Source organism: Desertibaculum subflavum, assembly GCA_003576705.1.
GTDB classification, from domain to species: Bacteria; Pseudomonadota; Alphaproteobacteria; order Ferrovibrionales; family Ferrovibrionaceae; genus Desertibaculum; species Desertibaculum subflavum.
This window is the reverse complement of sequence record QOZS01000034.1, coordinates 21,921-43,154: the sequence shown is the minus strand read 5'-3', so window position 1 is coordinate 43,154 and position 21,234 is coordinate 21,921. Positions and strand designations below refer to the sequence as shown.

The window sequence follows — 21,234 nt, the reverse complement described above, 5'->3', positions numbered from 1 at the left end:
ACATGGCGGCCGATGAAAAGGTGAACATACTGCTCGTCGACGATCTGCCGGCGAAGCTCCTGAGCTACGAGGTCATCCTGCAGGATCTCGGCGAGAACCTGCTCAGGGCCAATTCCGCGCGCGCGGCGCTCGGTCTGCTGCTGCAGCACGAGATCGCCGTCGTGCTGGTCGATGTCTGCATGCCGGATCTGGACGGCTTCGAGCTCGCCAAGATGATCCGCGAGCACCCCCGTTTCACCAAGACCGCCATCATCTTCATCTCCGCCATCCAGGTGACCGAGGTCGATACGCTGCGCGGCTACGAGACCGGCGGGGTCGATTATGTCCCGGTGCCGGTCGTGCCGGCCGTCCTGCGGGCGAAGGTGAAAGTCTTCGTCGATCTCTACCGGACGACACGCGAGCTCGAGCGGCTGAACCGCGAGCTGGAAAAGCGCGTGGAGGAGCGAACCGCGGAGCTTGCGGCCAACCACGCGCAGCTGGTCCAGAGCGAAAAGCGGCGCACCCTGTCTCTGATGGCCGGCGGCATGGGCTCATGGGACTGGGATCTGAGCCAGGGCACCTGCCGCTGGGACGAGGGCCAATACCGCATCTATGGCGAGGATCCGGCCAGCTTCCAGCCGACGCCGGAGAATATGGGCCGCAACGTGCACCCCGAGGATCGCGGGCGCTGGCAGGCCGCGATGGCCGCCGTTCTTGCGGAAGGCCAGATCTGTCCGCTGGAGCTCAGGATCGTGCTGCCGGATGGGCAAGTCAGATGGTGCATGGCGGCGGCCGCCACCACCGGTTCCGCCGGCGGCGAGCCCGTGCATGTCAGCGGCGTCACCGTCGACATCACCGACCGCAAGCTGGCCGAGGAGCGCCAGCTTCTGCTGGCCCGCGAGGTCGATCACCGCGCGCGCAACGCTCTCGCGGTGGCGCAGTCGATCGTGCACCTGTCGCGCGGCGCCGATATCGATTCCTTCACCGAGCTGGTGAACGGCCGGATCCAGGCGCTGGCCCGCGTGCATACCCTCATTTCGGAATCCCATTGGCGAGGTGCCGACCTGCGCCGTGTCGTGGAGGACGAGCTGCTGCCCTATATGGGCGAGGCGCACGAGGTGTCGGTGGCGGGCCCGCCGCTGTTCCTCCCGCCTTCGGTCAGCCAGGCGCTGGCCCTGGTGGTGCACGAGCTGCTGACCAATGCCGCGAAGTACGGGTCGCTGTCGCGGCCGGGTGGCCAGCTGCGGCTGAGCTGGCAGGTCGACGGGCAGTCGCTGGCGATCGCCTGGGTCGAGCGCGGCCATCATGCGGTCAGGCGCCCGACGGCGTCAGGCTTCGGCAGCCGCCTGATCCGCGCGACGATCGAGGGTACCTTGAAGGGAAATGTGCAGCTCGACTGGCAGCCGCAGGGACTGGTCTGCCGGATCGTCGTCCCGGCGACATGGCAGACGGTCGAGCATGCGATGGAGCGGACGGCCGCGCCGGGCGAAGCGCCGGCTGATCCGGCCGCCTCGCAGCGCCGGCTTCGCGTCCTTCTGGTGGAGGACGAGAGCCTGATCGCCCTGATGATCGAGGAGGCCGTCGTCAAGATGGGCCATACCGTCGTGGGTCCGCTCGGCGACTTCGATTCGGCATTGGCGGCCGCCAAGGGGGCGGAATTCGACCTGGCGCTGCTCGACGTCAATCTGGGTGGGCGGCTGATCTTCGGCGTCGCCGATGCGCTGCGCGATCGCGGCATTCCCTATCTGCTGCTGACCGGCTACGGCTCGGAGAGCATTCCGCCGGACTATCGCGGCGCGCCGGCGCTGCAGAAGCCGATCGAGCCCGACCTGCTGCGAAAATGCATCGCCGCCGTCATGCCGGCGACCCACGCTGTCGTGTCGGCAATGGCCAGCCGTCCGCCGTCAGCCGCGTCGCAGATTCTTCTGCACGATTGACAGGATGATCAGGCTGAAAGCGGCGACGCGCAGGAGGTAGATCCAGCTCTGCTCTTCGCGCTGCGTGCCGTAGAGGAGCGGGAGGCCTTGGTTCAGCGCCAGCAGCCAGAACGCCACGGCAAAGACGCCGAACAGGCTGTCCTTGGTCTTGACCCAGAAGCGCAGGAAGAACACGCCGCCGATCACGAACCCCATGGTCACCATGCCGGAGACGAAGTCTGACATCGCGGCGCCTCTAGTTGGTTTCCCAGATGAAGCCGCAGAGCAGCACGATGACCGCGGCGAGCGACGACACCTGCCGGAAAGGCATGAGATAGAACTCCGGAAACAGCACGACATCGGCGAGAACGAACAGATTGTTGGCGGTGAGCAGCGCAAAGCAGCATGCGCTCCACAACAGCAGCCGCGTTCGCACCTTCGCATAGTGGCGGAACAGAAGAGCGGCGCAGGCCGTGCTGGTCAGCACGCACAGGACGAGCACAAGAGCCTGGAATTGCGCCATCGCCCTAGTCCCTTTTCAATCGGAAGGCGTCGAGGAAGGCCTGCAGTCGATCCTCGGGTGCGGCCACGATCATCCGGATGACGGCAGTCGGCCGCTCCGCATACGTATCGGCCAGCCGGGTGACCAGGTTCTCGATCTCGGGCGTCGCGGGCCGATAGACGAACGCGTCGTCGACCTGCTGCACGAGGCCGGCGCGGACGAAGGCTTCGAGCGCGTCCCGCACGGCACGCTCGCTGCTCCGCTGTTCCCGCACCAGACGCTCGATGCTCCAGGACTGGTCGGCCTGCGATCGCACGAAGAACAGCAGCTCCAGAGCCCAGACGGACCGGATACATGTGCGAACGAATTCTATGAGTCCTGTATCCATCCGATCGTAGAGCAAGTGCCTCCCGTACCCGCATCCAACACGCATCGGCGCCGTCAGTGAAGTGCCAAATGTCGTCCCGCGACGGCGCGGTTCGTGTTCCGATTTCGTGCTCGCCGGCGCCGGCGCCATGTAAGGCCCTTAACCACTTGGTAAGCATTTTCCACCGCAATCGGCCGCGGGGGTGAGGTGCCGATCCGGACGCAGCGGGGCTGCCGGATCGGTTCAGTGAGACCCGCGGGGCGAGACTGATGCCGCAAGGCAACAGCCTGGCATGGCCGTCCGGCCTGTCCTGGCAATCCGGACTTCCGGCGTTGCATCTGGCCGGCGATCTGGTCATCGCGATCGCCTGCTTCACCACCGCCATCTGCATCTTCTGCTTCGTGCGCCGGCGCGACGGCCTGCGCTTCCCCGCGGTCTATCTGCTGGTCAGCGGCTTCATGCTGTGGACCGGCCTGACGCATCTCCTCGCCGTGGCGGCGCTGTGGCTGCCGGTCTTCGGCCTGCACGGTGCCGCCAAGGCGGTAACGGCGGCCGTATCGATCGCTGCCGGCATCGTGATCTGGCGGGTCATCCCCAAGGCCTACCGGCTGCCCTCGACGGGCGAGCTCGAAGCGCTGAACCGCGAGCTCGCCGCCGAGATCGCCCGCCGCGGCGCGCTCGAGACCGAGCTGCGCGCGGTCCAGGCCCGACTCGAGGCGCGGGTGGCCGAGCGCACCCGCGAGGTCGAGGCGGCCCGCGCCCGTGCCGAGGCGGCCGACCGCGCCAAATCCGAGTTCCTGGCGCAGATGAGCCATGACCTCAGGACCCCGCTGAACGCCGTGCTCGGCTTCTCGGAGCTGCTGCGGTCCGGCATGTACGGCCCGCTGGGCGACGCGCGCTACGCCGAGTATGCCACCTATATCCACCGCAGCGGCGAGCTGCTGCTCGAACTGATCGACGACCTGCTCGATCTCGCCCGTATCGAGGCGGGCCGGACCGTGCTCAAGATCGAGCCGGTAGCGCTCGACAATCTGGTCGGCGATGCCGTGCGTGCCGCCGAGCTTCCGGCGACGCGCAAGCGGATTCATATCGCCTTGCCGCCAGCGCCTTTCGGCATGGCGGTGCCGGCCGACCGCAAGGCGCTCCGGCGCATGCTCGACAATCTTCTTGGCAACGCCGTGCGCTACACGCCGGAGGGCGGGCGCATCGAGGTATCCGGCGCGGCGGTCGATGGCGGCGTGCGCATCGTCGTGGCCGATAGCGGCCCGGGCATCCCGCCGGAGGAGGTCCCCAGGGTGGTGCAGCCCTTCATGCGCGGCCGCGACGTGGCGAGCTCGACGACCGGGACCGGACTCGGTCTCGCCATCGTGAAATCCCTGGTCGAGCTGCATGGCGGCCGGGTGGAGATCGGCCGGGCCGCGCTCGGCGGGGCCGAGATTGCCGTCTGGCTGCCGCAGGAAAGCGCGGCGGCGCATCCGCCGGGCCGGTCGGCAGCCGCCTGATCGCGCCGCGATCTTTCCGCCGCCGCGGCGCGGCCCCCGGCCGGCCTGGATCCCGCATGTCGGCAAACCTCGCGGCCGCCGCGCCCCGCGCATGCCGGTTTCCCCATCGGCGGCAGGAATGGCTATAAGAACGGGACGCGGATGACCGGACGGCCGACTTTGGTCGCCGCGGCTCGAGGGGTGGGGAAATGGTGCTGTTCCGCCGGACCTATGTCAGTCTGGCCGCCGCGATCATGTTGCCGATCGTCGCCTTCCTGGCGGTGCAAGTGTTCTATCTGCTGCGTGACGACCGGCGCGCCGTCGAGCAGGCCATGCTCGATCGGGCGGAGCAGATCACCACCCATCTGGACACCGTCATCGCCGCCGATATCAGCGCGCTGCGCGTGCTGGGCACCGCGCATTTCTTCGGCGCGGCCGATTGGGCGGGCCTGTATGCGCGCGTCCTTGCCGTGGTCGACGCGACCGATCATTGGCACGCGGCGGTGCTGTGGGATTTCGCCGAGGACCGCGTGATCTTCGATACCCGCGTGCCTTACGGCACCGCGCCCGAGGGCCCGCCGCCCCGCCAGCGCTGGGCGCTGCCGGCAGGCGAGCCGAAGCTGCCCTGGATCGGCGGCATCGTGCAGGTCGATGGGCGGCCGTTCATCTCGTTGCATGTGCCGGTCCTGCGCGGCGGCGCGATCACCCATGTGCTCACCCTGGCGCTGGCGCCGCAATTCTACCAGGCGGCGATGCTCCAGCGCTTGCCGCCGCGCAGCGTCGCCGCCGTGGTTGACCGGCGCGGGCTCTTCATCGCCCGCAGCCTGCGTTACGAGGAGACGGTCGGCACGCCGGCGACCAGCTATGTGCGCGATGCCATCGCCGCGGGTCCGAGCGGCATCTATCCCGGCGTCACCTTTGAAGGCTTCAAGAACTACACGGCCTACTGGACATCGCCGACCAGCGGCTGGTCGACCCATATCGCCATCGCCGCCGGCCTGATCGACCAGCCGTGGTCCCGTTCCATCCTGGTGGTCGGCCTGGGCGGCTTCGCTGCCGTCGCGCTTGCCGGCTTGCTGATGTTCCTGTCGCTGCGCGATCTCGCCGATCGCCGCCGCGCCGAGGAGCAGCTGCGCCAGTCGCAGAAGATGGAGGCGATCGGCCAGCTGACCGGCGGCGTCGCGCACGATTTCAACAACCTGCTGACGGTCATGCTCGGCAGCCTGGAACGATTGCGGCGCAAGCTCGGCGAACCCAGCGTCGAACCGGAAGAACTGATCCGCCATGTCGACAACGCCCGCCAGGGCGCGGAGCGCGCCGCGGCGCTGACGCGCAGCCTGCTCGCCTTCTCGCGCCAACAGGCGCTGGAACCGCGGCCGGTCGACGTCAACCGCCTGGTCGTGCGGATGTCGGAAGTGCTGGAGCGCACGCTCGGCGAAACGGTCGCGGTCGAGGTGGTGCGCGCGGCTGGGCTGTGGCGTGCGCAGATCGATCCGAACCAGCTCGAGATCGCGATCATCAACCTGGCGGTGAACGCGCGCGACGCCATGCCGGAGGGCGGCAAGCTCACCATCGAGACCGCCAATGCCTATCTCGACGAGAAGTACGCCGCCGCCAATGCCGAGGCGGCGCCCGGCCAGTATGTCGCGCTCTCGGTCACCGATACCGGCACGGGCATGACGCCGGAGATCATGGCCCGCGTGTTCGAGCCGTTTTTCACCACCAAGCCGCTCGGCCGCGGCACCGGGCTCGGCCTTGCCCAGGTCTATGGCTTCGTCAAGCAGTCCGGCGGGCACGTGAAGATCTACAGCGAGCCGGACGAGGGAACCACTGTGCGTCTCTATCTGCCGCGCGTGATGGCGGAAGCCGTGGGCGACGAGGTGGCGACGGAGCCGGCACCGCCGGCCAGGGCGGGCCGTAAGCTGGCGATCCTGGTAGTGGAGGATGATGCGGCGGTGCGCGCCCACACGACCGGGTTGCTGCGCGAGATCGGCCATGCGGTGGAGGAGGCGCCGGAGGCGGCGACCGCTCTCGCTCTGCTCGACCGCCGGCCGGACATCGAGCTGCTGTTCACCGATGTCGGCCTGCCGGGCGGCATGAACGGCCGCCAGCTGGCCGACGAGGCGCTGCGCCGCCATCCCGGCCTCAAGGTGCTGTACACCACGGGCTATGCCAAGAACGCCATCGTGCATGGCGGCCGGCTCGATCCCGGCCTGGCATTGCTCGCCAAGCCCTTCACCCGGGCCGAGCTTGAAACGAGACTCGCCGAGGTGGCCGAGACGCTGGATCGGCCGCCCTGCCTGCTGCTGGTCGAGGACGAACCGATGATCGCCATCGACACCGCCGAAACCTTGAAGGAGCTCGGCTACGAGGTCGAGACGGCGGCGACCGGCACCGACGCGCTCAACGCGCTGCGTCGGCGGGGTGCCCGCATCGACGGCGCCATCGTCGACTTCGGCCTGCCCGACATGAAGGGCGATGCGCTGGTGCGCGAGCTGCGCGCCATGAACGTGCGGCTGCCGATCCTGGTGGCGAGCGGCTCTGATCCCGGCGAGCTCCGGCGCCGGATCGGCGATACCGTCGCCATCGGCTTCGTCAGCAAGCCCTATGGCAGCGACGAACTCAAGAAGGCGCTGGCAGGCCTCGGCTTCCCGGTCGGGAGCAGGGCCGCGTGATGCGCCGGCGGCCTTGGCCGGCCGTGCGGCATGGACGCTGACGTCCTGATCGTAGGGGCCGGCCCGACCGGCCTGATGCTGGCCAATCAGCTGGTGCGGCGCGGGGTGCGAGTGCTCCTGGTCGACCGCCATGCCGGCCCGGCGCGTGAAACCAGGGCGCTCGGCGTGCAGGCGCGCACGCTCGAGATCTACGCCCAGCTCGGCATCGCCGAGCGCGCCCTCGCCCTCGGCAAGCCCGGCGGTGGTGCCGATATCTGGGCCCAGGGTCGCCGCATGGCCCGGGTGCCGATCGGTGAGGCGGGGCGTGCGCTCACGCCCTATCCCTTCATCCTGGTGCTCGGCCAGGACGACAACGAGCGCATCATGGGCGACCGCCTGCGGGAAATCGGCGGGGCGGTGCGGTGGAACACCGAGCTGGTCGGCCTCGCCCAGCAAGAGGATGCGGTGGTGGTGACGTTGCAGCAGCCGGACGGCAGCCGCCGGACGGTCGAGGCCGCCTGGGTCGCCGGCTGCGACGGCGCGCACAGCGCGGTGCGCGAGCTCTCCGGCATCGGATTTCCCGGCGCGCCCTACGAGCACATCTTCTTCGTCGCCGACGTGACGGCGACGGGCAGCATGGTGCCGGACGAGGTCAACGTCTATCTCTGGCGCGACGGCTTCCACCTGCTGTTCCCGATGCGAGGCGCGAATCACTGGCGCATCGTCGGCATCCTCCCCGAGGATCTGCGCGGCCGCGACGGGATCGGCTTCGACGCCGTGGTTCCCTCGCTGCGTGGCGAGGCAGGTTCCGACCTCTCCTTCCAGGACTGCACCTGGTTCTCGACCTATCGCATCCATCACCGCGCCGCCGCGCGGTTCCGCGACCGCCGCTGCTTCCTGGCCGGCGATGCCGCGCATATCCACAGCCCGGTCGGCGCCCAGGGCATGAACACGGGCCTGCAGGACGCCTACAACCTCGCCTGGAAGCTGGCGCTGGTGGTACAGGGCCGCGCCGATCCGGCATTGCTCGACAGCTACGAGGCGGAGCGCTCGCCGGTGGCGCGCCGCCTGCTCGCCACCACCGACCGCGCCTTCCGCCTCGTCGTCTCCGACAGCTGGATCGCCGGCCTGCTGCGCACAAAGGTGCTGGCGCGGCTCGCCGCCTTCGCCATGCGGCGGCCGGCGATCCAGCGCTTTGCCTTCCGCACGGTGTCGCAGACCGGCATCAACTATCGCAAGGGACCGTTGTCGCGCGGTCTGCCTGGCCTGCCGAAGGCTGCGCCACAGGCCGGCGACCGCTTCCCCTGGCTCACGCTCGCCTTCGCCGCGAACGGAGCGGCGGAGGACAGCTTCCGCCGGCTCGACGATCTGCGCTTCCACCTGCTCGCCTTCGGCCAGCCGGCGCCGGAGGCCGATGCGCTCGGCCTCGGCGACCTGCTCGCGGTGCACGCCGTGCCGGAGACCGAAGCGAACCGTTCGGCGCTGGCGCGCGCCGGGATGCCGCCGCCGTGCTTCTACCTGCTGCGTCCGGACGGCCACGTGGCGCTCTGCGGCGCGCGGCTGTCGACGGAAGAGCTGCGGCGCTACTTCGCCGAGGTCATGAATTTTCAGACTTAACGCACGCGCTGTTCCCGCCCTTTCCCAGTGGTTGAAATTCATAGGGACTCACTCCGCTTCGCGGAGACTCCGGGCCGCCATATCCGATCTGCGCGGCATGGCAGGCCAAGCATGGGGATGACAGCGGTGCCGACAACAATGTTGAGCTAAGTCAAACCGCCGACAGGGAACCCGGCCCAGAGTTTAACGATGCAACTGCCCCGCACCATCGCTTGGCGGCTTGTCGTGCTGGTGACGGCGGCAATTCTGCCGGTGCTTGCCTTCGCAGCATTCATGATGGCTCGGTATGCGGAAGCGGAGCGCGCTGGTCATCAGCTGCAGACACTTGCGACCGCTCGCGCGCTCTCGGTCGGGATCGACCGCGAACTCGCGACGCAACAGACACTCGCGGTTGCGCTCAGCGGCTCGGCCGCGCTGGCGAATCGTGATTGGGAGACTTTCCATCGCCGCGCCAAGACCTTGCTCGGCGACGATCCGGAACGCCGTGTTCTGGTGATTGATGTCGCGGGGCGGCAGATTCTCAACACGTTCCTGCCCTACGGAAGCGATCTCCCCGACACCGATCCGCGGCCGGTGCGCGAGGTCGTGAAAACCGGCGCTCCCATCGTCTCCGATCTGGTATTCGGCGGCGCTACCCGTCGGCCCGTGATCGGGCTTTACGTGCCGATCTTCGAAGAGGGTCGGGTGGCGCAAGTATTGGCGGTCGGGCTCGATGCCGATCGCATCTCACGTATTCTGCGCGACCAGCGGATGCCGCAGGGCTGGCTTGCCGCGGTCGTTGACCGCAACGGCATCATTCTGGCGCGCAATCGTCTGTCGGAGGCCTTCGTCGGGCAATCGGCCACCCCGGAGTATCTCCAAGTGATCCGCGCCGCGGAAGAAGGCGTGGCAGAATCGGTGACCAAGGAAGGCATTCCGGTCCACGGCGCGTTTGCCCGCTCCGCCGTCTCCGGCTGGACCACGGTCGTCGCCGTCGACACGGCGGTGCTGAATGCTGCGCTCATCCGTTCGCTGCAATGGCTCGGGGCCGGTGGTGTGCTGCTGCTGGCAGCCGGGGCGAGTGCCGCAGTGTTCTATGGCCGCCGGATCGCGGAGCCGATCGGCACCCTGGCCGTTATGGCAACTTCCCTCGGGGAAGGCAGGCCACTGGCGAAGCGGGAATTCGCCATCGGGGAAGTGCAACGCGTCGCCGAAGAGATGCAAGCGGCTGCCACATTGCTCCGCCGTCGTGCCGAAGAGCGCGAGGCTCTGCTCGGTTCGCTCGAGCAACGGGTTCAAGTGCGCACTCGCGAGCTGGCGGAGAGCGAGGCGCGCTATCGCATGCTCGCCGAAAATGCGAACGACATGATCGTGCATGCCGACCTGAACCGGGTCTGGCGCTACGTCTCGCCGTCCTGTCGCAGGATGTTGGGATTCGAAGCTGTCGAGATGATCGGGAAGTCGGCGGTCGGCCTGATCCATCCGGACGATGCCGACCGGGTGGCCGAGGCAGTACGTGCGCTGCGACCTGGGGCGGAGCGCATGACCTGCGCATTCCGGGCCCGTCGGAAGGACGGCGCTTTTGTCTGGCATGAATCGTCGTGGACGCTTCTGCTCGATCCCGAAGGCAAGCCGGCCTCCTACATGGTCGTGGCCCGCGACATCACGAAGCGAAAGGAGGCTGAGGCCCAGGCTGAGCGCGCCGCAGCGGCAGCAGAGGCGGCAAACCGGGCCAAGTCCCAGTTCCTTGCCAGCATGAGCCACGAGCTGCGCACACCGCTCAATGCGGTGATCGGCTTCGGCCAGCTCCTCTTGGAGGGGAACCGGGAGCCTCTCACGGCGCGGCAGCGCGAGTATCTCGAATACATTCTGCGCGGCGGCAACCAGCTGCTTGGTTTGATCAACGACGTGCTCGATCTCGCCAAGATCGAAGCTGGCAAGCTTACGGTATCGATCGGTCGGGTGGAGGTTGCCGGTCTGATCGAGTCGCTTGCCGTGATGCTCGGCCCAATGGCACACGAGTGCGGTGTGCGAATCGAGACCACACCTTTGCCCCTCTGCCCGGCCGTACGGGCAGATCGCGCCCGGCTTCTGCAAGTGCTGATAAATCTCGGCACCAATGCGATCAAATACAATCGCCGAGGCGGTTCGGTGATGATCCGGGCTCGTGTCGCGGAGGATGGCTGGGTTCGTATCTCCGTTACGGATACCGGGTCGGGGATTGCGCCCGGCCGCCGACGCGAGGTCTTTGAACCCTTCAACCGGCTCGGCGCGGAACAGAGTGGAACCGAAGGCACCGGCATCGGGCTCGCTATTTCCAAGCAGCTGATCGAAATGATGGCGGGGCGGATCGATTTCATCAGTGAAGAGGGACAGGGCAGCACGTTCTGGGTCGAGCTTCCCGAAGATGGCATTGCCGAATCTGGTTCGGAGGTCTCTGCAGGCGGTTCGGAGCTTTCATCCTCCGGCGACGCTTTCATGGCGGCGCTCGATCAGCTGGTCGCGGCTCTCGGCGAGCGAGTCACGCGGAATGTGTCCTGAACTGCCCTTCGGCCGGCTTCAGGCGCTTTCCCGGACGACTGTCGCTGCGGGCGCCAGTTCGCGTCGCTCGCGCGGCAGGTTGGCGACCAGGATGCCGGCGATGACGCAGGCGAGCCCGGCGGCGAGCGCGAGCGTGACCGCTTCGCCCAGCATCAGGCCGCCCAGCAGCATGGCGGTCAGCGGGTTCAAGGTCAGGTAGATCACCGTGCGGGTCGGCGCGAGCCAGCGCAGCGCCCACATGAAGAGCGAGAACTGGATGGCGCCGCCGAAGGTGCCGAGGAACAGGATCGCAAGCCAGGCCTCGCGGCTGAACGTGGGCAGCGCGTCGGGCCCGCCATTCGCGAGCGAAAGCGGCAACAGCGCCACGACGCCGAACAGCATGCCGAGCGCGGTGACGAACAGCGCGCCGTGCCGCCCGAGCACGCCGCGGCCGAACACCGAATAGATTGCCGCACTGCAGGCGCCGAGCAGCATCAGCCCGTCGCCGAGCAGCATGTCGGGCCCGGCGCCGGCCTCAGCCGCCGGACCGAACACGATGGCGATGCCGGCGAAGGCGAGCGCGACCGAGGCGATCTTCCAGCGCGTCAGCAGTTCGCGCCCGAACATCGCGGCGATGATCAGGGTCTGGATCGGGATGGTGGCGAGCCCGACCGCGCCGCGCGGGGTGGTGGTGTATTGCAGCGCCGCGCTGAACGCCCAGGGGAAGAAGGCGAAGAACAGCGCGCCGAGCGCCGCGATCTTGGCCACCTCCGCGGGCGGCAGCCGTTCCTTCGGCCAGGTGAGGTAGAGCACCGGCGCGAGGCATGCGCCGGCGATGACGTAGCGCATGAGCGACAAGGTCACCGGATCGATCTCGCCGACCGCGATTCGGGTCGCCACCACCGAGGCGCCGGCGCTGAGCGCCGCCGCGGCGGCGGCGAAATTGGCCAGGAGAAGCTTGTTCATCGGCGAGGCTCCGGTACGCGACAGTGACTTGCGGAATGCAAGTGACATACTGGCATACGACTTTAAAAATGCAAGTGACTATGCTATCTGTCGGGGGGACAGGCGAGGCGGGAGCGGCGGCGATGGCACGAACCCTGCGTCCGGCGGGTCACGAATTCCGATCGAAATGCTCGATCGCGCGCACGCTCGACGTGCTGGGCGACAAATGGACCCTGCTGATCGTCCGCGACCTGATGTGGCACGGCAGGCACACTTTCCAGGCCCTGCAGGACAGTGCCGAGCGCATCCCGACCAACATCCTGGCCGACCGCCTGCGCCGCCTCGCCGAATGGGGCCTGGTCCGCCGCGCGCAATACCAGGACCGCCCGCCGCGCTTCGAATACCACCTGACCGAGGCGGGACAGGCCTTGGAGCCGGCGCTGATCCAGATCATGCGCTGGGGCCACGAGATGCTGAACGGCGGCCTGAACCAGCGCGTCGTCGGGGCTGGGCCGGGCCGGCCGCGGCGCTGACGGGGCCGGCGACTTGGCGGTCGACTTGCGCGGCCGAAAGGCGCATGGTGGCCCGATCACGAGCAGATGCATCCGGGCGCCCGTGGCAGAGAGCCGAGCATGCTCTCGCCTGCACTTGTCAACCATGGGCAATCGCATGCCGGACTACATCGCGCATATCTTCCCGGTCGGGGCGCAGGCCTTCAGCATCAAGATCACCGCCAACAACGACCAGGATGCCGCCGAGCAGGCGAGGGCGCGCGGCGAGCCGGCCCGCACCATCGAGGTCTGGGAGCGCACCCGCCTCGTCGCCCGCATGCCGTCGAAACTCGCCTCCCGGCCCGCGTCCAGGTGACGGCCGCGCCGGACCGCGCCCATTGATGCCGGGCGCTATTCCAGCCTGAATCCCCGGCGCTTCACATAGGCGCCGAAATCCGCCCGTTCCGGGCTGGCATATTGCCGCGCCTTGTCCTCCGACCAGCCGTAGAAATCGGCGCGGCCGAACCGTGCCTCGTCGCGCTGCTGGCGGTAGGGGAAGATGGCGTGGCGGCGGCGGTCATAGGCGTCGACCTCGTCGCGCACATGCGTGTCGTCGAAGCGGTTGGTGTGCACACGTGTCGCGAGCGGCAGGCGCGCGCTCATATGGCCGGGATCGGCCGGCCAGCCCAGGCCGAGCGCTGCCACCGGAAATACATGCGCCGGCAGCCCGCACCAATCCGACACGGTCTGCGCGTGGTTGCGGATGGTGCTGACCGGGCAGCAGCCGAGGCCCGCGGCCTCCGCCGCCGCGATGAAGGTCGCCATCACGATCGCGCCGTCCACCGCGGCGTTGAAGAAGGCGTCCAGGTGGTCGTTGGGGAAGGGCGTGGCCCGCCATTCGGCGATCTGGCGCTGCCGCCGGTTGTTGCCGAGGAAGAGCAGCAGCGCCGGCGCGCCCTTGATCCAGGGCTGGTCCGGCAGCAGGTCCGCCATCCGCCCGCGCAAGCCGGCGTCCTCGACGATCAGGATGTCGCCCTGCTGCAGGTCGCTCTTGGTCGGCGACGACAGCGCGGCGGCGCAGAGCAGCCGGATCATCCCGGGCTCCACCGCGCGGTCGCTGAACCGGCGGATCACCCGATGGTCGAGCAGGCCGCGGATGGTCTCGGTGCCGCGCTCCAGCGCCGGCACCTCCGCCAGGCGCTCGCCAAACCGCTTCTCGATCAGGTCGGACAATTGCGTCATTCCACGCGTACCTCCGCTGCGTCTCCCGGGCGGATAGTACCTCAGGCGCGCGCCTAACCCGCCAGCGAAACGCTGATCGTGCCATCGCTTTCCAGGATCATAGTCTCGACGTTCTCGACGCCATGCCCACCGGCGGCCCGCACCGCGCTCAGCGCCTCGTCGCGCGTGATGCGCTCGCGCTTCATCGCGCCATCGCAATAAGCGCCGCCGCGCGCGAGCAGAGCCGGCTCGGACCGTATAGCGCCGGCGAATGCTCGCGAGCGGACGGAGAGGAAGGTGACGAGGAACTGCATCGCGATCAGCAGGACCAACGCCGTCGCTCCCTCGGTCAAGGCGATAGATTCCTGCAGCAGGATCGCCGACAGGGTGGAGCCGAGCGCCACCGTCACCACCAGATCGAAGGCGTTGAGTTTGGCGAGGGTCCGCTTGCCGGAGATGCGCAGGAACAACACGAGCGTGGCATAGGCCAGAACGCCGACCAGCACCGTGCGGATGATGCCCTCCCATCCCTGAAACAGCATTGCGTGCCAGTCCATTCGCGTCCTCCATTTAGGGGGTCCCTGACGGAAATGCCCAATCGGCGCCCGGGATGCCGCGACAGGCAGGCCTCCTTCACAGCAATATTGCAAAGATGGCAAATGATCCCGGCCATCTGGCTCTCATGTGCATATCGCGGGGGGCTGGTTTGACGCGAAAGGGACGCTGGCGCCGCGCGCTTGCTCTAACATTCCCGACCCAGGAGGTGCGCGCATGAAGCTCGGCAAGCTTGGCGTCTGGCAGTCGACGGATGGAATGACCTCGGAACAGGCGGCGGCCTTCGCCCAGCGTCTGGAGGGCTGGGGTTATGCGGCGTGGTGGATGCCGGAGGCGCGCGGGCGCAACCCGCTCGCCATGGCGGGCTTCCTGCTGGCGCGGACCACGCGGCTCGTCATCGCCACTGGCATCGCCAACATCTATGCCCGCGACGCCCAGGCGACGCGCGCGGCCCAGCTCGGCCTCGCCGAGCAATCCGGCGGGCGCTTCCTGCTCGGCCTCGGCGTCAGCCATGTGCCGATGGTGGAGGGCCTGCGCGGCCATGCCTATGGCAAGCCGGTCGCCACCATGCGCGCCTATCTCGAGGCGATGGACAAGGCCGGCTATGCCGCGCCGATGCCGGCGGAGCCGCCGAAGACGGTGCTCGCCGCGCTGGGGCCGAAGATGCTGGAGCTCGCCGCGGCGAAGGCGGATGGCGCGCATCCATTCCTGGTGACGCCGGCGCACACGGCGCGCGCGCGCGCGGCGCTCGGACCGGGCAAGCTGCTCTATCCGGAGCAGAAGGTGATCCTGGCGACCGACGCGGCTTCGGCGCGCAAGACGGCGCGCGCCGCGCTCGCCCGCTACCTGGCGCTGGAGAATTACCGCAACAACCTGCTCGGCCTCGGCTTCGGCTTGGGCGAGCTCGAAGGCGGCGGGTCGGACCGGCTGGTCGATGCGCTGGTCGCCTGGGGCGATGCCGGCGCGATCCGCGCCCGGATCGACGAGCATCTCCGTGCCGGCGCCGACCATGTCTGCATCCAGGCGCTACGCGGCGAAGGCGACATGGCGGTGGGTCCGGACGAGACGCTGCTGGCCGCCCTCGCGCCGGGCTTTGCTTGATCAGTTCAGAACAAGAAAGTGTCCGATGACGCGACGTGATGCGCCCGGCATGTCCGCCCGATGGTGACACCTCTCACCGGCCCGCGGGCCGGCGACCGCATCCTGCTGGCGATCGGGCTGCTGCTGCTCTCGGTGCTGTGCTTTTCGATTCTCAACGCCTCGGCGAAGTACCTGACCCAGTGGTTCGCGGCGAGCCAGATCGTCTGGGCGCGCTACGTCTTCTCCTTCTTCTTCATGCTGATTGTGTTCATGCCGCGGCACGGCACCCGCATCTTCAAGGTGGAGCGGCCGTGGAGCCAGATCCTGCGCGGCTTCCTGCTCTTCATGTCGTCGTTCCTGTATTTCCGCGGGCTGGCGCATCTGCCGCTGCCGACCGCGGCGGCGATCTCGCAATCGAGCCCGATCATCGTCACCGCCATGGCGGCGCCGCTGCTCGCCGAGGCGGTGGGCCTGCGCCGCTGGATCGCGGTGCTGGTCGGCTTCGGCGGCGCGCTGATCATCGTGCGCCCCGGCATGGCCGGATTCGACTGGCATGCCCTCTATATCGTCGGCTCGACGACCTGCAGCGCGTTCTACCAGCTGGTCACCCGCAAATACGGCGCGCAGGAGCGGCCGGAGGCCTCGGCCACCATCGCCACCATCGTCGGCACGGTGGCGGCGACGCCGTTCCTGCCCTTCGACTTCGTCATGCCGACGGCCTGGTGGCAATGGGCGATGTTCGTTGGCCTCGGCGCGCTGGCCGGGCTTGGCCACTACTTCCTGACCATCGCCTTCAGCCGGGCGCCGGCCGCGATCATCGCGCCGTTCAACTACACCCAGCTGCTCTGGGCCGCCGCGCTCGGCTTCGTCATCTTCGGCGATCTGCCGGATCTGTGGACCTGGATCGGCGCCGGCATCATCGTCGCCTCCGGCCTCTACATCGCCCATCGCGAGCAGCTCAGGCGCCGGAAGCAAAGCGGTGGCTAGTGCAGCCTGCGTGCCTCGCGGCGGAACAGCCAGAGCGCCAGCAGCTCGGGCCGGAAGCGCCCCGCTGCATCGGTGATCAGCTTTTCCTCGATATAGATGCGGCCGAGCAGGTCGCTGCCCGGCCGGCCGGCCGTCAGCGGGCTGAGGCAGGCATCGGAGGTGAAGATCAGCTTGAAGCCGACGTCGCGCGCCGCCGACAGCGCCTTGGCGTCATAGCGTCCGTTCGGGAACGAGAACGTGGCCGGCGGCTCGCCCAGCCAGTCGCCGAGGGTCCGCCGCGAAAGGGCGAGGTCGGCCTCGGGGTCGGGCAGGCTGTCGAGCGGGGTGTGCGAGGCACCGTGCGAGCCGATCGCCATGCCGCCGGCCGGCATGGCCTTGAGCTCCTCCGCCGTCACCGTCTGGCGCTGTTCGCCGGCCGCGGCGACCGCCTGGCGATAGGGCTCGATCAGGGCGGCGCGGGCCGCCTCGTCCACGCGGTAGAGCCGGTCGACCAGCGCCTGGATGCCTCTGGCATCGGGTGGGGGCGGCGGGCCGCCGCCGCCGGCACCCTGCCAGAGCGCTGCCATGTCGGCGGCGCCGAGCCGGCCGATCAGCCGGGCCGAGGTCAGCACCTCCCACCAGAAGGGGTGCGGGCGGCCGATCCCTTCTGAGACCGCGAACATCAGCGAGGGCAGGCCCGCCTCGCGCAGGATCGGCAGCGCGGCGGAGGCATTGTCCGCCCAGCCATCGTCGAGGGTGATCAGCAGCGGGCGGGGCGGCAGGGGTGGGCCGCCCTGGGCGGCGGCCAGCACCGCGGCGCTGTCGACCACGCTGTAATGGCGCCGGAAGAAGTCCAGGCAGGCGCGGAAGGTGACGTCGGAGACCGTGTAGCCGGGATCGGCGAGGCGCCAGCGCGGATCCTCCCGGCGCAGCACGCGATGGAACATCACCACCGTCAGGCGGTCGGCATTGGCCTGCCGGTGCCAGAGCGGCAGAGCGCCGCTCGCAAAGGCGATGCTTTTCAGAACGGCTTTCAAGGTCGCTGCAATCATAAGCCTGTCCGGTATGCCCGCCACGCTCGCCACGTTCGGTTAACAAAGAATCTGGATCACGTCGCCCCTGAGGCAGGCTTGCCTTGACAGCATGGCCCAGGCGGAGTGTGTTGCAAGAAAAGCCCCGCGCGCGGCGGGAAATGGTCGAATGTTCCAGCTTTACCTGCCGATCGCCGAAGTCTCGGTGAACATACTGATCCTGCTCGGACTCGGCCTCGTGGTCGGGTTTCTGTCGGGCATGTTCGGGGTGGGCGGCGGCTTCCTGATGACGCCGACCCTGATCTTCTTCGGCGTGCCGCCGGCGGTCGCGGTCTCGACCCAGGCGCCGCAGATCCTGGCCTCGTCCTTCTCCGGCATGCTGGCGCATTTCCGGCGCGACAATGTCGATCTGACCATGGGCGCCATCCTGACGCTCGGCGGCCTGGTCGGCTCGATCATCGGCGTCTGGCTGTTCGCGCTGCTGCGCCGGGTCGGCCAGATCGATCTCGTCATCGGCCTCACCTTCGCCATCCTGCTCGGCGCGATGGGCAGCCTGATGATGGCCGAGAGCACCCGCACCATCCTGAACACGCGCCGGGCCAACCCGAAGCGGGAGAAGCTGCACAAGCACTACCTGCTGCACCGGCTGCCGCTGAAGATCCGGTTCCGCAAGTCCCGCCTCTATATCAGCGTCGCGCTGCCGCTGCTGATCGGCCTCTTCGTCGGCGTGCTGGTCGCCATCATGGGCATCGGCGGCGGCTTCATCCTGGTGCCGGCGATGATCTTCCTGCTCGGCATGCCGACCCTGCTCGCCATCGGCACCTCGCTGTTCCACATCGTGTTCGTTACCGCCAACACCACCTTCCTGCACGCGATGGAGAACCAGACGGTCGACATACCGCTGGCGCTGCTGCTCACCATCGGGGGCGTCATCGGCGCCCAGCTCGGCGCCGGCGTGGGGGCCAGGCTGAAGGCGGTGCAGCTGCGCGGCCTGCTCGGCCTGATGGTGTTGGCCGTGGCCGCCAAGGTGATTGTCGACTTGGTGGCGACCCCGATCGACCTCTACTCGATCGGCCGGCTCGGCAGCTAGAATTCCCAGCGCTTGCTGAGCAGCGATTGCAGGCGGAAGTTGCGGTAGGTGTAGTTCGGCAGCGTGCTGTCGGCGACCGTGAGCTCCGCCGTCGCCGTCCAGACCAGTTCGCCGAGCCCTTCCGGCAGGCCGTCGCCGAAGATGGCCGCGAGCGGCGTGCCGTAGGTGATGCGTGCGCGCCAGGTATTGTCGCGCCGCTTGATCTCCGGATCGACGATCGGATCGACATCGTCGTAGATCAGCCGCTCGAAGCTGAGCGAGCCGATCATGAACTGGCCCTGGCCGAGCAGCCAGAGATGGGTCGCCTGCAGCTTGCCGCCGTCATAGGCATGGAGCGCCTCGCGCGCGCCCTTGGCGATGAAGCCGGCGGAGACTGTCAGCTGGTGCTCGGGTGCGAGGTTGAAGACAAGGCCGGCATCGAGATCGAAGCGCGGGCCGGTCATCAGATAGGCGGTCGGTGCGGTCTCGATGCCGGCGCCGCTCTTGCGGCCCGTATTGTTGACCGAGTCGAAATCCTGCTGCTGCAGATGCGCCTCGGCAAAGACCTGGGCAGCCGCGTCGACCCGATGCTCGACCCGGAGCTTGGCGCCGATCGCCTGCAGGTAGTCGTCGCGGTTGAGGCGGAGCCGGCTGTAGGTCAGGCTCGGGATCAGCGTTACGTCGGGGTCGCGCCAGGTGCCGCCGGCTTCCAGGAACAGCGCCTGCAGGTCCTGTTGCGGCAGCTGGATCTGCTCGTCCCACAGGAAGGAGACGCGGCCGAACAGGTCGTGCTTCGCCTGCAGGCCGAGATCGTGATGCACCTCGATGGTGCCGATGCCGAGGATGCCGAAGTCGTCCTCGGCCTTCGATGTGTCGCTGTTGATGCCGACCGCGCGGATGCGGCCGCTGGCCGGCGCCGCGTCGCGATTGGTGTCGTAGTGGCCGCCGAGCGAAAGGCTGGCCGTAAAGCGCGTCACCTTGCGCCGCTGCTCGATCTGCGCGAGGTAGCGGTCGATCTCGGCGCGCAGGCTGTCCGGCATCGGCAGCGGCCGTACGGCCAGCAGCTCGCGCTCGGCCTCGACCAGGTTGTCGAGGCGGAGCAGCACCAGCGCATAGAGCAGCCGGGCGCGGGCATTGTCGGGCTGCAGCGCCAGCACCCGCTCCAGGGCCGCCAGCGCGCCGCGCACATTGCCGGCGCGCAGCTGCTGTTCGACATAGCGCAGGTTGAGCGCCACGTCGTCCGGCGCCGCCAGCAGCTGGTCGTAGCTGACCGGCGGGCCGAGATCGTCGGCCTGCGCGGCGGCTTGCGCCGCAGCCTCGCTCTCGCGCTGGGTCTCGATGGTGCGGGCCGGTTCGCGCTCGGGATTGGGCTGGATGCCCTGCGCCGCGGCAGCGCAAGGAAGGGTCAGCGCCAATGCGGCGACGACGCCCGCTCTTGCAACCCCCATCCGCCCCCCAACTTGCGGCCGACACCGATTCGGGTCTCCTCGATCCCGGTAGACACCAGCCACGCCGCGATGACAAGGGGGGGGCGACAGGTCTCGTCAGGCGGCCTGCCAGAGCATGGCGCGCACCTCGCCGAGCTCGCGCTCCAGCTTGCGCCATCGATCGCCGCCATCCCGGCTCTCGTAGAGCTGGCCGAGATTGCTGGCGACGTAGATATGCTGCGGATCGGCAGGATTGGTGGAAATGCACCAGGGGGTCGAGTTGAGCCGGCCGGGCAGGCCGGCATCGCGCCAGCTGGCGCCGAGATTGTCGCTGGCCAGCAGCCGGCCGGTCGAGCCGGGCGGGCCGTTGCCGTTGGTCAGGAACCAGCGCGCCCCGTCCGCCCGCGGCGCCACCGCGCGGGTGTACTGCCAGGGCGAATCCAGCACCTGCTGGCGCCAGCTCGCGCCCTCGTCCTCGCTGACTGCGAAGCCCTTGTTGGTGGTCACGAACAGGGTCCGCCGGTTGGCCCGGCTGAGGATGGCGAAATCGTGCACGTCCTGCGAGATCAGGCCCTCGCTCACCTTGTCCCAGCGCGTGCCGCCGGCGCTGCCGCGCCACAGCCCGTCGATCTCGACGCCGGCCCAGACCACATCCGGATCGTCGGGATCGAGGCGCAGCCGCGTGACCCGCGGCTGGCCGACGAAGATGCATTGCTCGGCGAAGGCGGTCGGCAGCCGCTGCCAGCTCGCACCGCCATCGCGCGAACGGAACACGCCGGCCGGGTGCGTGCCGGCATAGATCACCTTCGGGTCATGCGGATGCCGGGCCAGGGTCCAGACATGCAGATCGTCCAGCGGCGAGGCGAGATGCGTCCAGCGATGCCGGCCCCAATCCCAGGCATGGAGGCCGCGATCGGTGCCGGCCAGCAGCCGGCCGGGTTCGGCCGGGTGATCGGACAGCGCCCAGATTCGCGCCTCGAGGTAGAGGCCGGACTCGATATAGGGACGTTCCCAGCTTTCGCCGCCATCCTCGCTGAACCAGGCGGACTGGCCCACCGTGCCGACGCACAGCCTGACGGCCATGATTTCCTCCCCTCGCTCTTTGGGCGACCTTGCGCTATCCTCGCGCCGTCCGCGGGCAAGGGTCAACAGAATGCCGGCGGGCAAGGAAACCGGTGCGTGGCGGGGTTCGCAAGTCGGCAGAATGGCAAAAAGAAAACCGATCGTAGAGCCGGGCCAGCGCTACATCAGCACCACGGCGAAACGGCCCATCTGGGTGATCCGGCGGGTCTTCGAGGCAGGTGCGCTCGACCCGCATCCGCATGTGGAGCTGCAGGCGCTGGACCAGAGCGTGACGGTGCGGACCATCGCGCTGGAGGTGCTGCTCGACCCCAAGCGCTATACGTGGCTTCCCGCCGGGGAAGCCTAGCTTCG

The 21,234-nt window shown here is 68.6% G+C and carries 20 protein-coding genes; 11 read left to right on the top strand and 9 right to left on the bottom strand.

Going from position 1 to position 21,234, the window contains the following annotated elements; genetic code table 11:
• Positions 1 to 2 precede the first annotated feature (2 nt).
• Positions 3 to 1,916 (top strand): response regulator, encoded by a 1,914-nt coding sequence (locus tag DT074_RS17815; RefSeq protein WP_119421212.1) that lies wholly within the window; start codon positions 3 to 5, stop codon positions 1,914 to 1,916.
• Here DT074_RS17815 and DT074_RS17810 read toward each other — a convergent pair.
• Genes DT074_RS17810 through DT074_RS17800 form a run of 3 tightly spaced genes read right to left on the bottom strand, consistent with a single transcriptional unit; the run spans position 1,884 to position 2,800 of the window.
• Complete coding sequence (locus tag DT074_RS17810; RefSeq protein ID WP_119421211.1) at positions 1,884 to 2,141, bottom strand: DUF5985 family protein; 258 nt, start codon at positions 2,139 to 2,141, stop codon at positions 1,884 to 1,886. The two genes, DT074_RS17815 and DT074_RS17810, sit on opposite strands and share 33 nt — an antisense overlap.
• Before the next feature lie 10 nt (positions 2,142 to 2,151).
• On the bottom strand, positions 2,152 to 2,418 hold the full coding sequence (locus DT074_RS17805) for a DUF5985 family protein (RefSeq protein ID WP_119421210.1): 267 nt from the start codon (positions 2,416 to 2,418) through the stop codon (positions 2,152 to 2,154).
• A gap of 4 nt (positions 2,419 to 2,422) precedes the next feature.
• Positions 2,423 to 2,800 carry a hypothetical protein gene (locus DT074_RS17800; RefSeq protein WP_162914980.1) on the bottom strand — a complete coding sequence of 126 codons (378 nt, stop codon included), beginning with the start codon at positions 2,798 to 2,800 and terminating at the stop codon, positions 2,423 to 2,425.
• A 233-nt stretch (positions 2,801 to 3,033) separates the two neighbouring features.
• Between DT074_RS17800 and DT074_RS17795 the strand changes: the two genes are divergently transcribed.
• From DT074_RS17795 to DT074_RS17780, 4 genes are all read left to right on the top strand, one after another.
• Complete coding sequence (locus DT074_RS17795; RefSeq protein ID WP_119421208.1) at positions 3,034 to 4,266, top strand: sensor histidine kinase; 1,233 nt, start codon at positions 3,034 to 3,036, stop codon at positions 4,264 to 4,266.
• A 188-nt stretch (positions 4,267 to 4,454) separates the two neighbouring features.
• Positions 4,455 to 6,920, top strand: a complete 2,466-nt coding sequence (locus DT074_RS17790; RefSeq protein WP_119421207.1) for a response regulator — start codon at positions 4,455 to 4,457, stop codon at positions 6,918 to 6,920.
• Between the two features lie 30 nt (positions 6,921 to 6,950).
• Complete coding sequence (locus tag DT074_RS17785) at positions 6,951 to 8,516, top strand: FAD-dependent oxidoreductase (RefSeq protein WP_119421206.1); 1,566 nt, start codon at positions 6,951 to 6,953, stop codon at positions 8,514 to 8,516.
• A 189-nt stretch (positions 8,517 to 8,705) separates the two neighbouring features.
• Entirely contained in the window at positions 8,706 to 11,036 is a 2,331-nt protein-coding gene (locus tag DT074_RS17780) for a sensor histidine kinase (protein ID WP_119421205.1), read from the top strand.
• A gap of 18 nt (positions 11,037 to 11,054) precedes the next feature.
• Here DT074_RS17780 and DT074_RS17775 read toward each other — a convergent pair whose 3' ends face one another.
• A complete protein-coding gene (locus DT074_RS17775; RefSeq protein WP_162914979.1) occupies positions 11,055 to 11,981 on the bottom strand; it encodes a DMT family transporter in 927 nt (308 codons plus the stop codon).
• Positions 11,982 to 12,103: 122 nt separating this feature from the next.
• On the opposite strand from DT074_RS17775, the gene DT074_RS17770 reads away from it, so the two are divergent.
• Positions 12,104 to 12,493, top strand: coding sequence for a winged helix-turn-helix transcriptional regulator (locus DT074_RS17770; RefSeq protein ID WP_119421203.1), 390 nt, complete (start codon positions 12,104 to 12,106; stop codon positions 12,491 to 12,493).
• A gap of 136 nt (positions 12,494 to 12,629) precedes the next feature.
• Complete coding sequence (locus DT074_RS17765; RefSeq protein WP_162914978.1) at positions 12,630 to 12,827, top strand: hypothetical protein; 198 nt, start codon at positions 12,630 to 12,632, stop codon at positions 12,825 to 12,827.
• A gap of 35 nt (positions 12,828 to 12,862) precedes the next feature.
• On the opposite strand, the gene DT074_RS17760 is transcribed toward DT074_RS17765, so the two are convergent.
• Together DT074_RS17760 and DT074_RS17755 are read right to left on the bottom strand one after the other, a co-directional pair.
• Positions 12,863 to 13,693 (bottom strand): nitroreductase family protein, encoded by an 831-nt coding sequence (locus DT074_RS17760; protein WP_119421201.1) that lies wholly within the window; start codon positions 13,691 to 13,693, stop codon positions 12,863 to 12,865.
• A 53-nt stretch (positions 13,694 to 13,746) separates the two neighbouring features.
• On the bottom strand, positions 13,747 to 14,229 hold the full coding sequence (locus DT074_RS17755; RefSeq protein ID WP_119421200.1) for a DUF421 domain-containing protein: 483 nt from the start codon (positions 14,227 to 14,229) through the stop codon (positions 13,747 to 13,749).
• A 214-nt stretch (positions 14,230 to 14,443) separates the two neighbouring features.
• Between DT074_RS17755 and DT074_RS17750 the strand changes: the two genes are divergently transcribed.
• Both DT074_RS17750 and DT074_RS17745 read left to right on the top strand, forming a co-directional pair.
• Positions 14,444 to 15,328, top strand: a complete 885-nt coding sequence (locus tag DT074_RS17750; RefSeq protein WP_119421199.1) for a TIGR03620 family F420-dependent LLM class oxidoreductase — start codon at positions 14,444 to 14,446, stop codon at positions 15,326 to 15,328.
• A gap of 60 nt (positions 15,329 to 15,388) precedes the next feature.
• Positions 15,389 to 16,294 (top strand): DMT family transporter, encoded by a 906-nt coding sequence (locus tag DT074_RS17745; protein WP_119421198.1) that lies wholly within the window; start codon positions 15,389 to 15,391, stop codon positions 16,292 to 16,294.
• Here the strand turns inward: DT074_RS17745 and DT074_RS17740 are convergent.
• On the bottom strand, positions 16,291 to 17,325 hold the full coding sequence (locus DT074_RS17740) for a polysaccharide deacetylase family protein (RefSeq protein ID WP_119421197.1): 1,035 nt from the start codon (positions 17,323 to 17,325) through the stop codon (positions 16,291 to 16,293). The genes DT074_RS17745 and DT074_RS17740 overlap by 4 nt on opposite strands.
• Before the next feature lie 148 nt (positions 17,326 to 17,473).
• Here DT074_RS17740 and DT074_RS17735 point away from each other — a divergent pair, with 148 nt between their 5' ends.
• Entirely contained in the window at positions 17,474 to 18,394 is a 921-nt protein-coding gene (locus DT074_RS17735; RefSeq protein WP_119421196.1) for a sulfite exporter TauE/SafE family protein, read from the top strand.
• Here DT074_RS17735 and DT074_RS17730 read toward each other — a convergent pair.
• A complete protein-coding gene (locus tag DT074_RS17730; protein WP_119421195.1) occupies positions 18,391 to 19,821 on the bottom strand; it encodes a tetratricopeptide repeat protein in 1,431 nt (476 codons plus the stop codon). The genes DT074_RS17735 and DT074_RS17730 overlap by 4 nt on opposite strands.
• Positions 19,822 to 19,917: 96 nt before the next feature.
• On the bottom strand, positions 19,918 to 20,883 hold the full coding sequence (locus tag DT074_RS17725) for a WD40/YVTN/BNR-like repeat-containing protein (RefSeq protein WP_119421194.1): 966 nt from the start codon (positions 20,881 to 20,883) through the stop codon (positions 19,918 to 19,920).
• A gap of 121 nt (positions 20,884 to 21,004) precedes the next feature.
• On the opposite strand from DT074_RS17725, the gene DT074_RS17720 reads away from it, so the two are divergent.
• On the top strand, positions 21,005 to 21,229 hold the full coding sequence (locus DT074_RS17720; protein ID WP_119421193.1) for a hypothetical protein: 225 nt from the start codon (positions 21,005 to 21,007) through the stop codon (positions 21,227 to 21,229).
• The last annotated feature ends 5 nt before the right edge of the window (positions 21,230 to 21,234 follow it).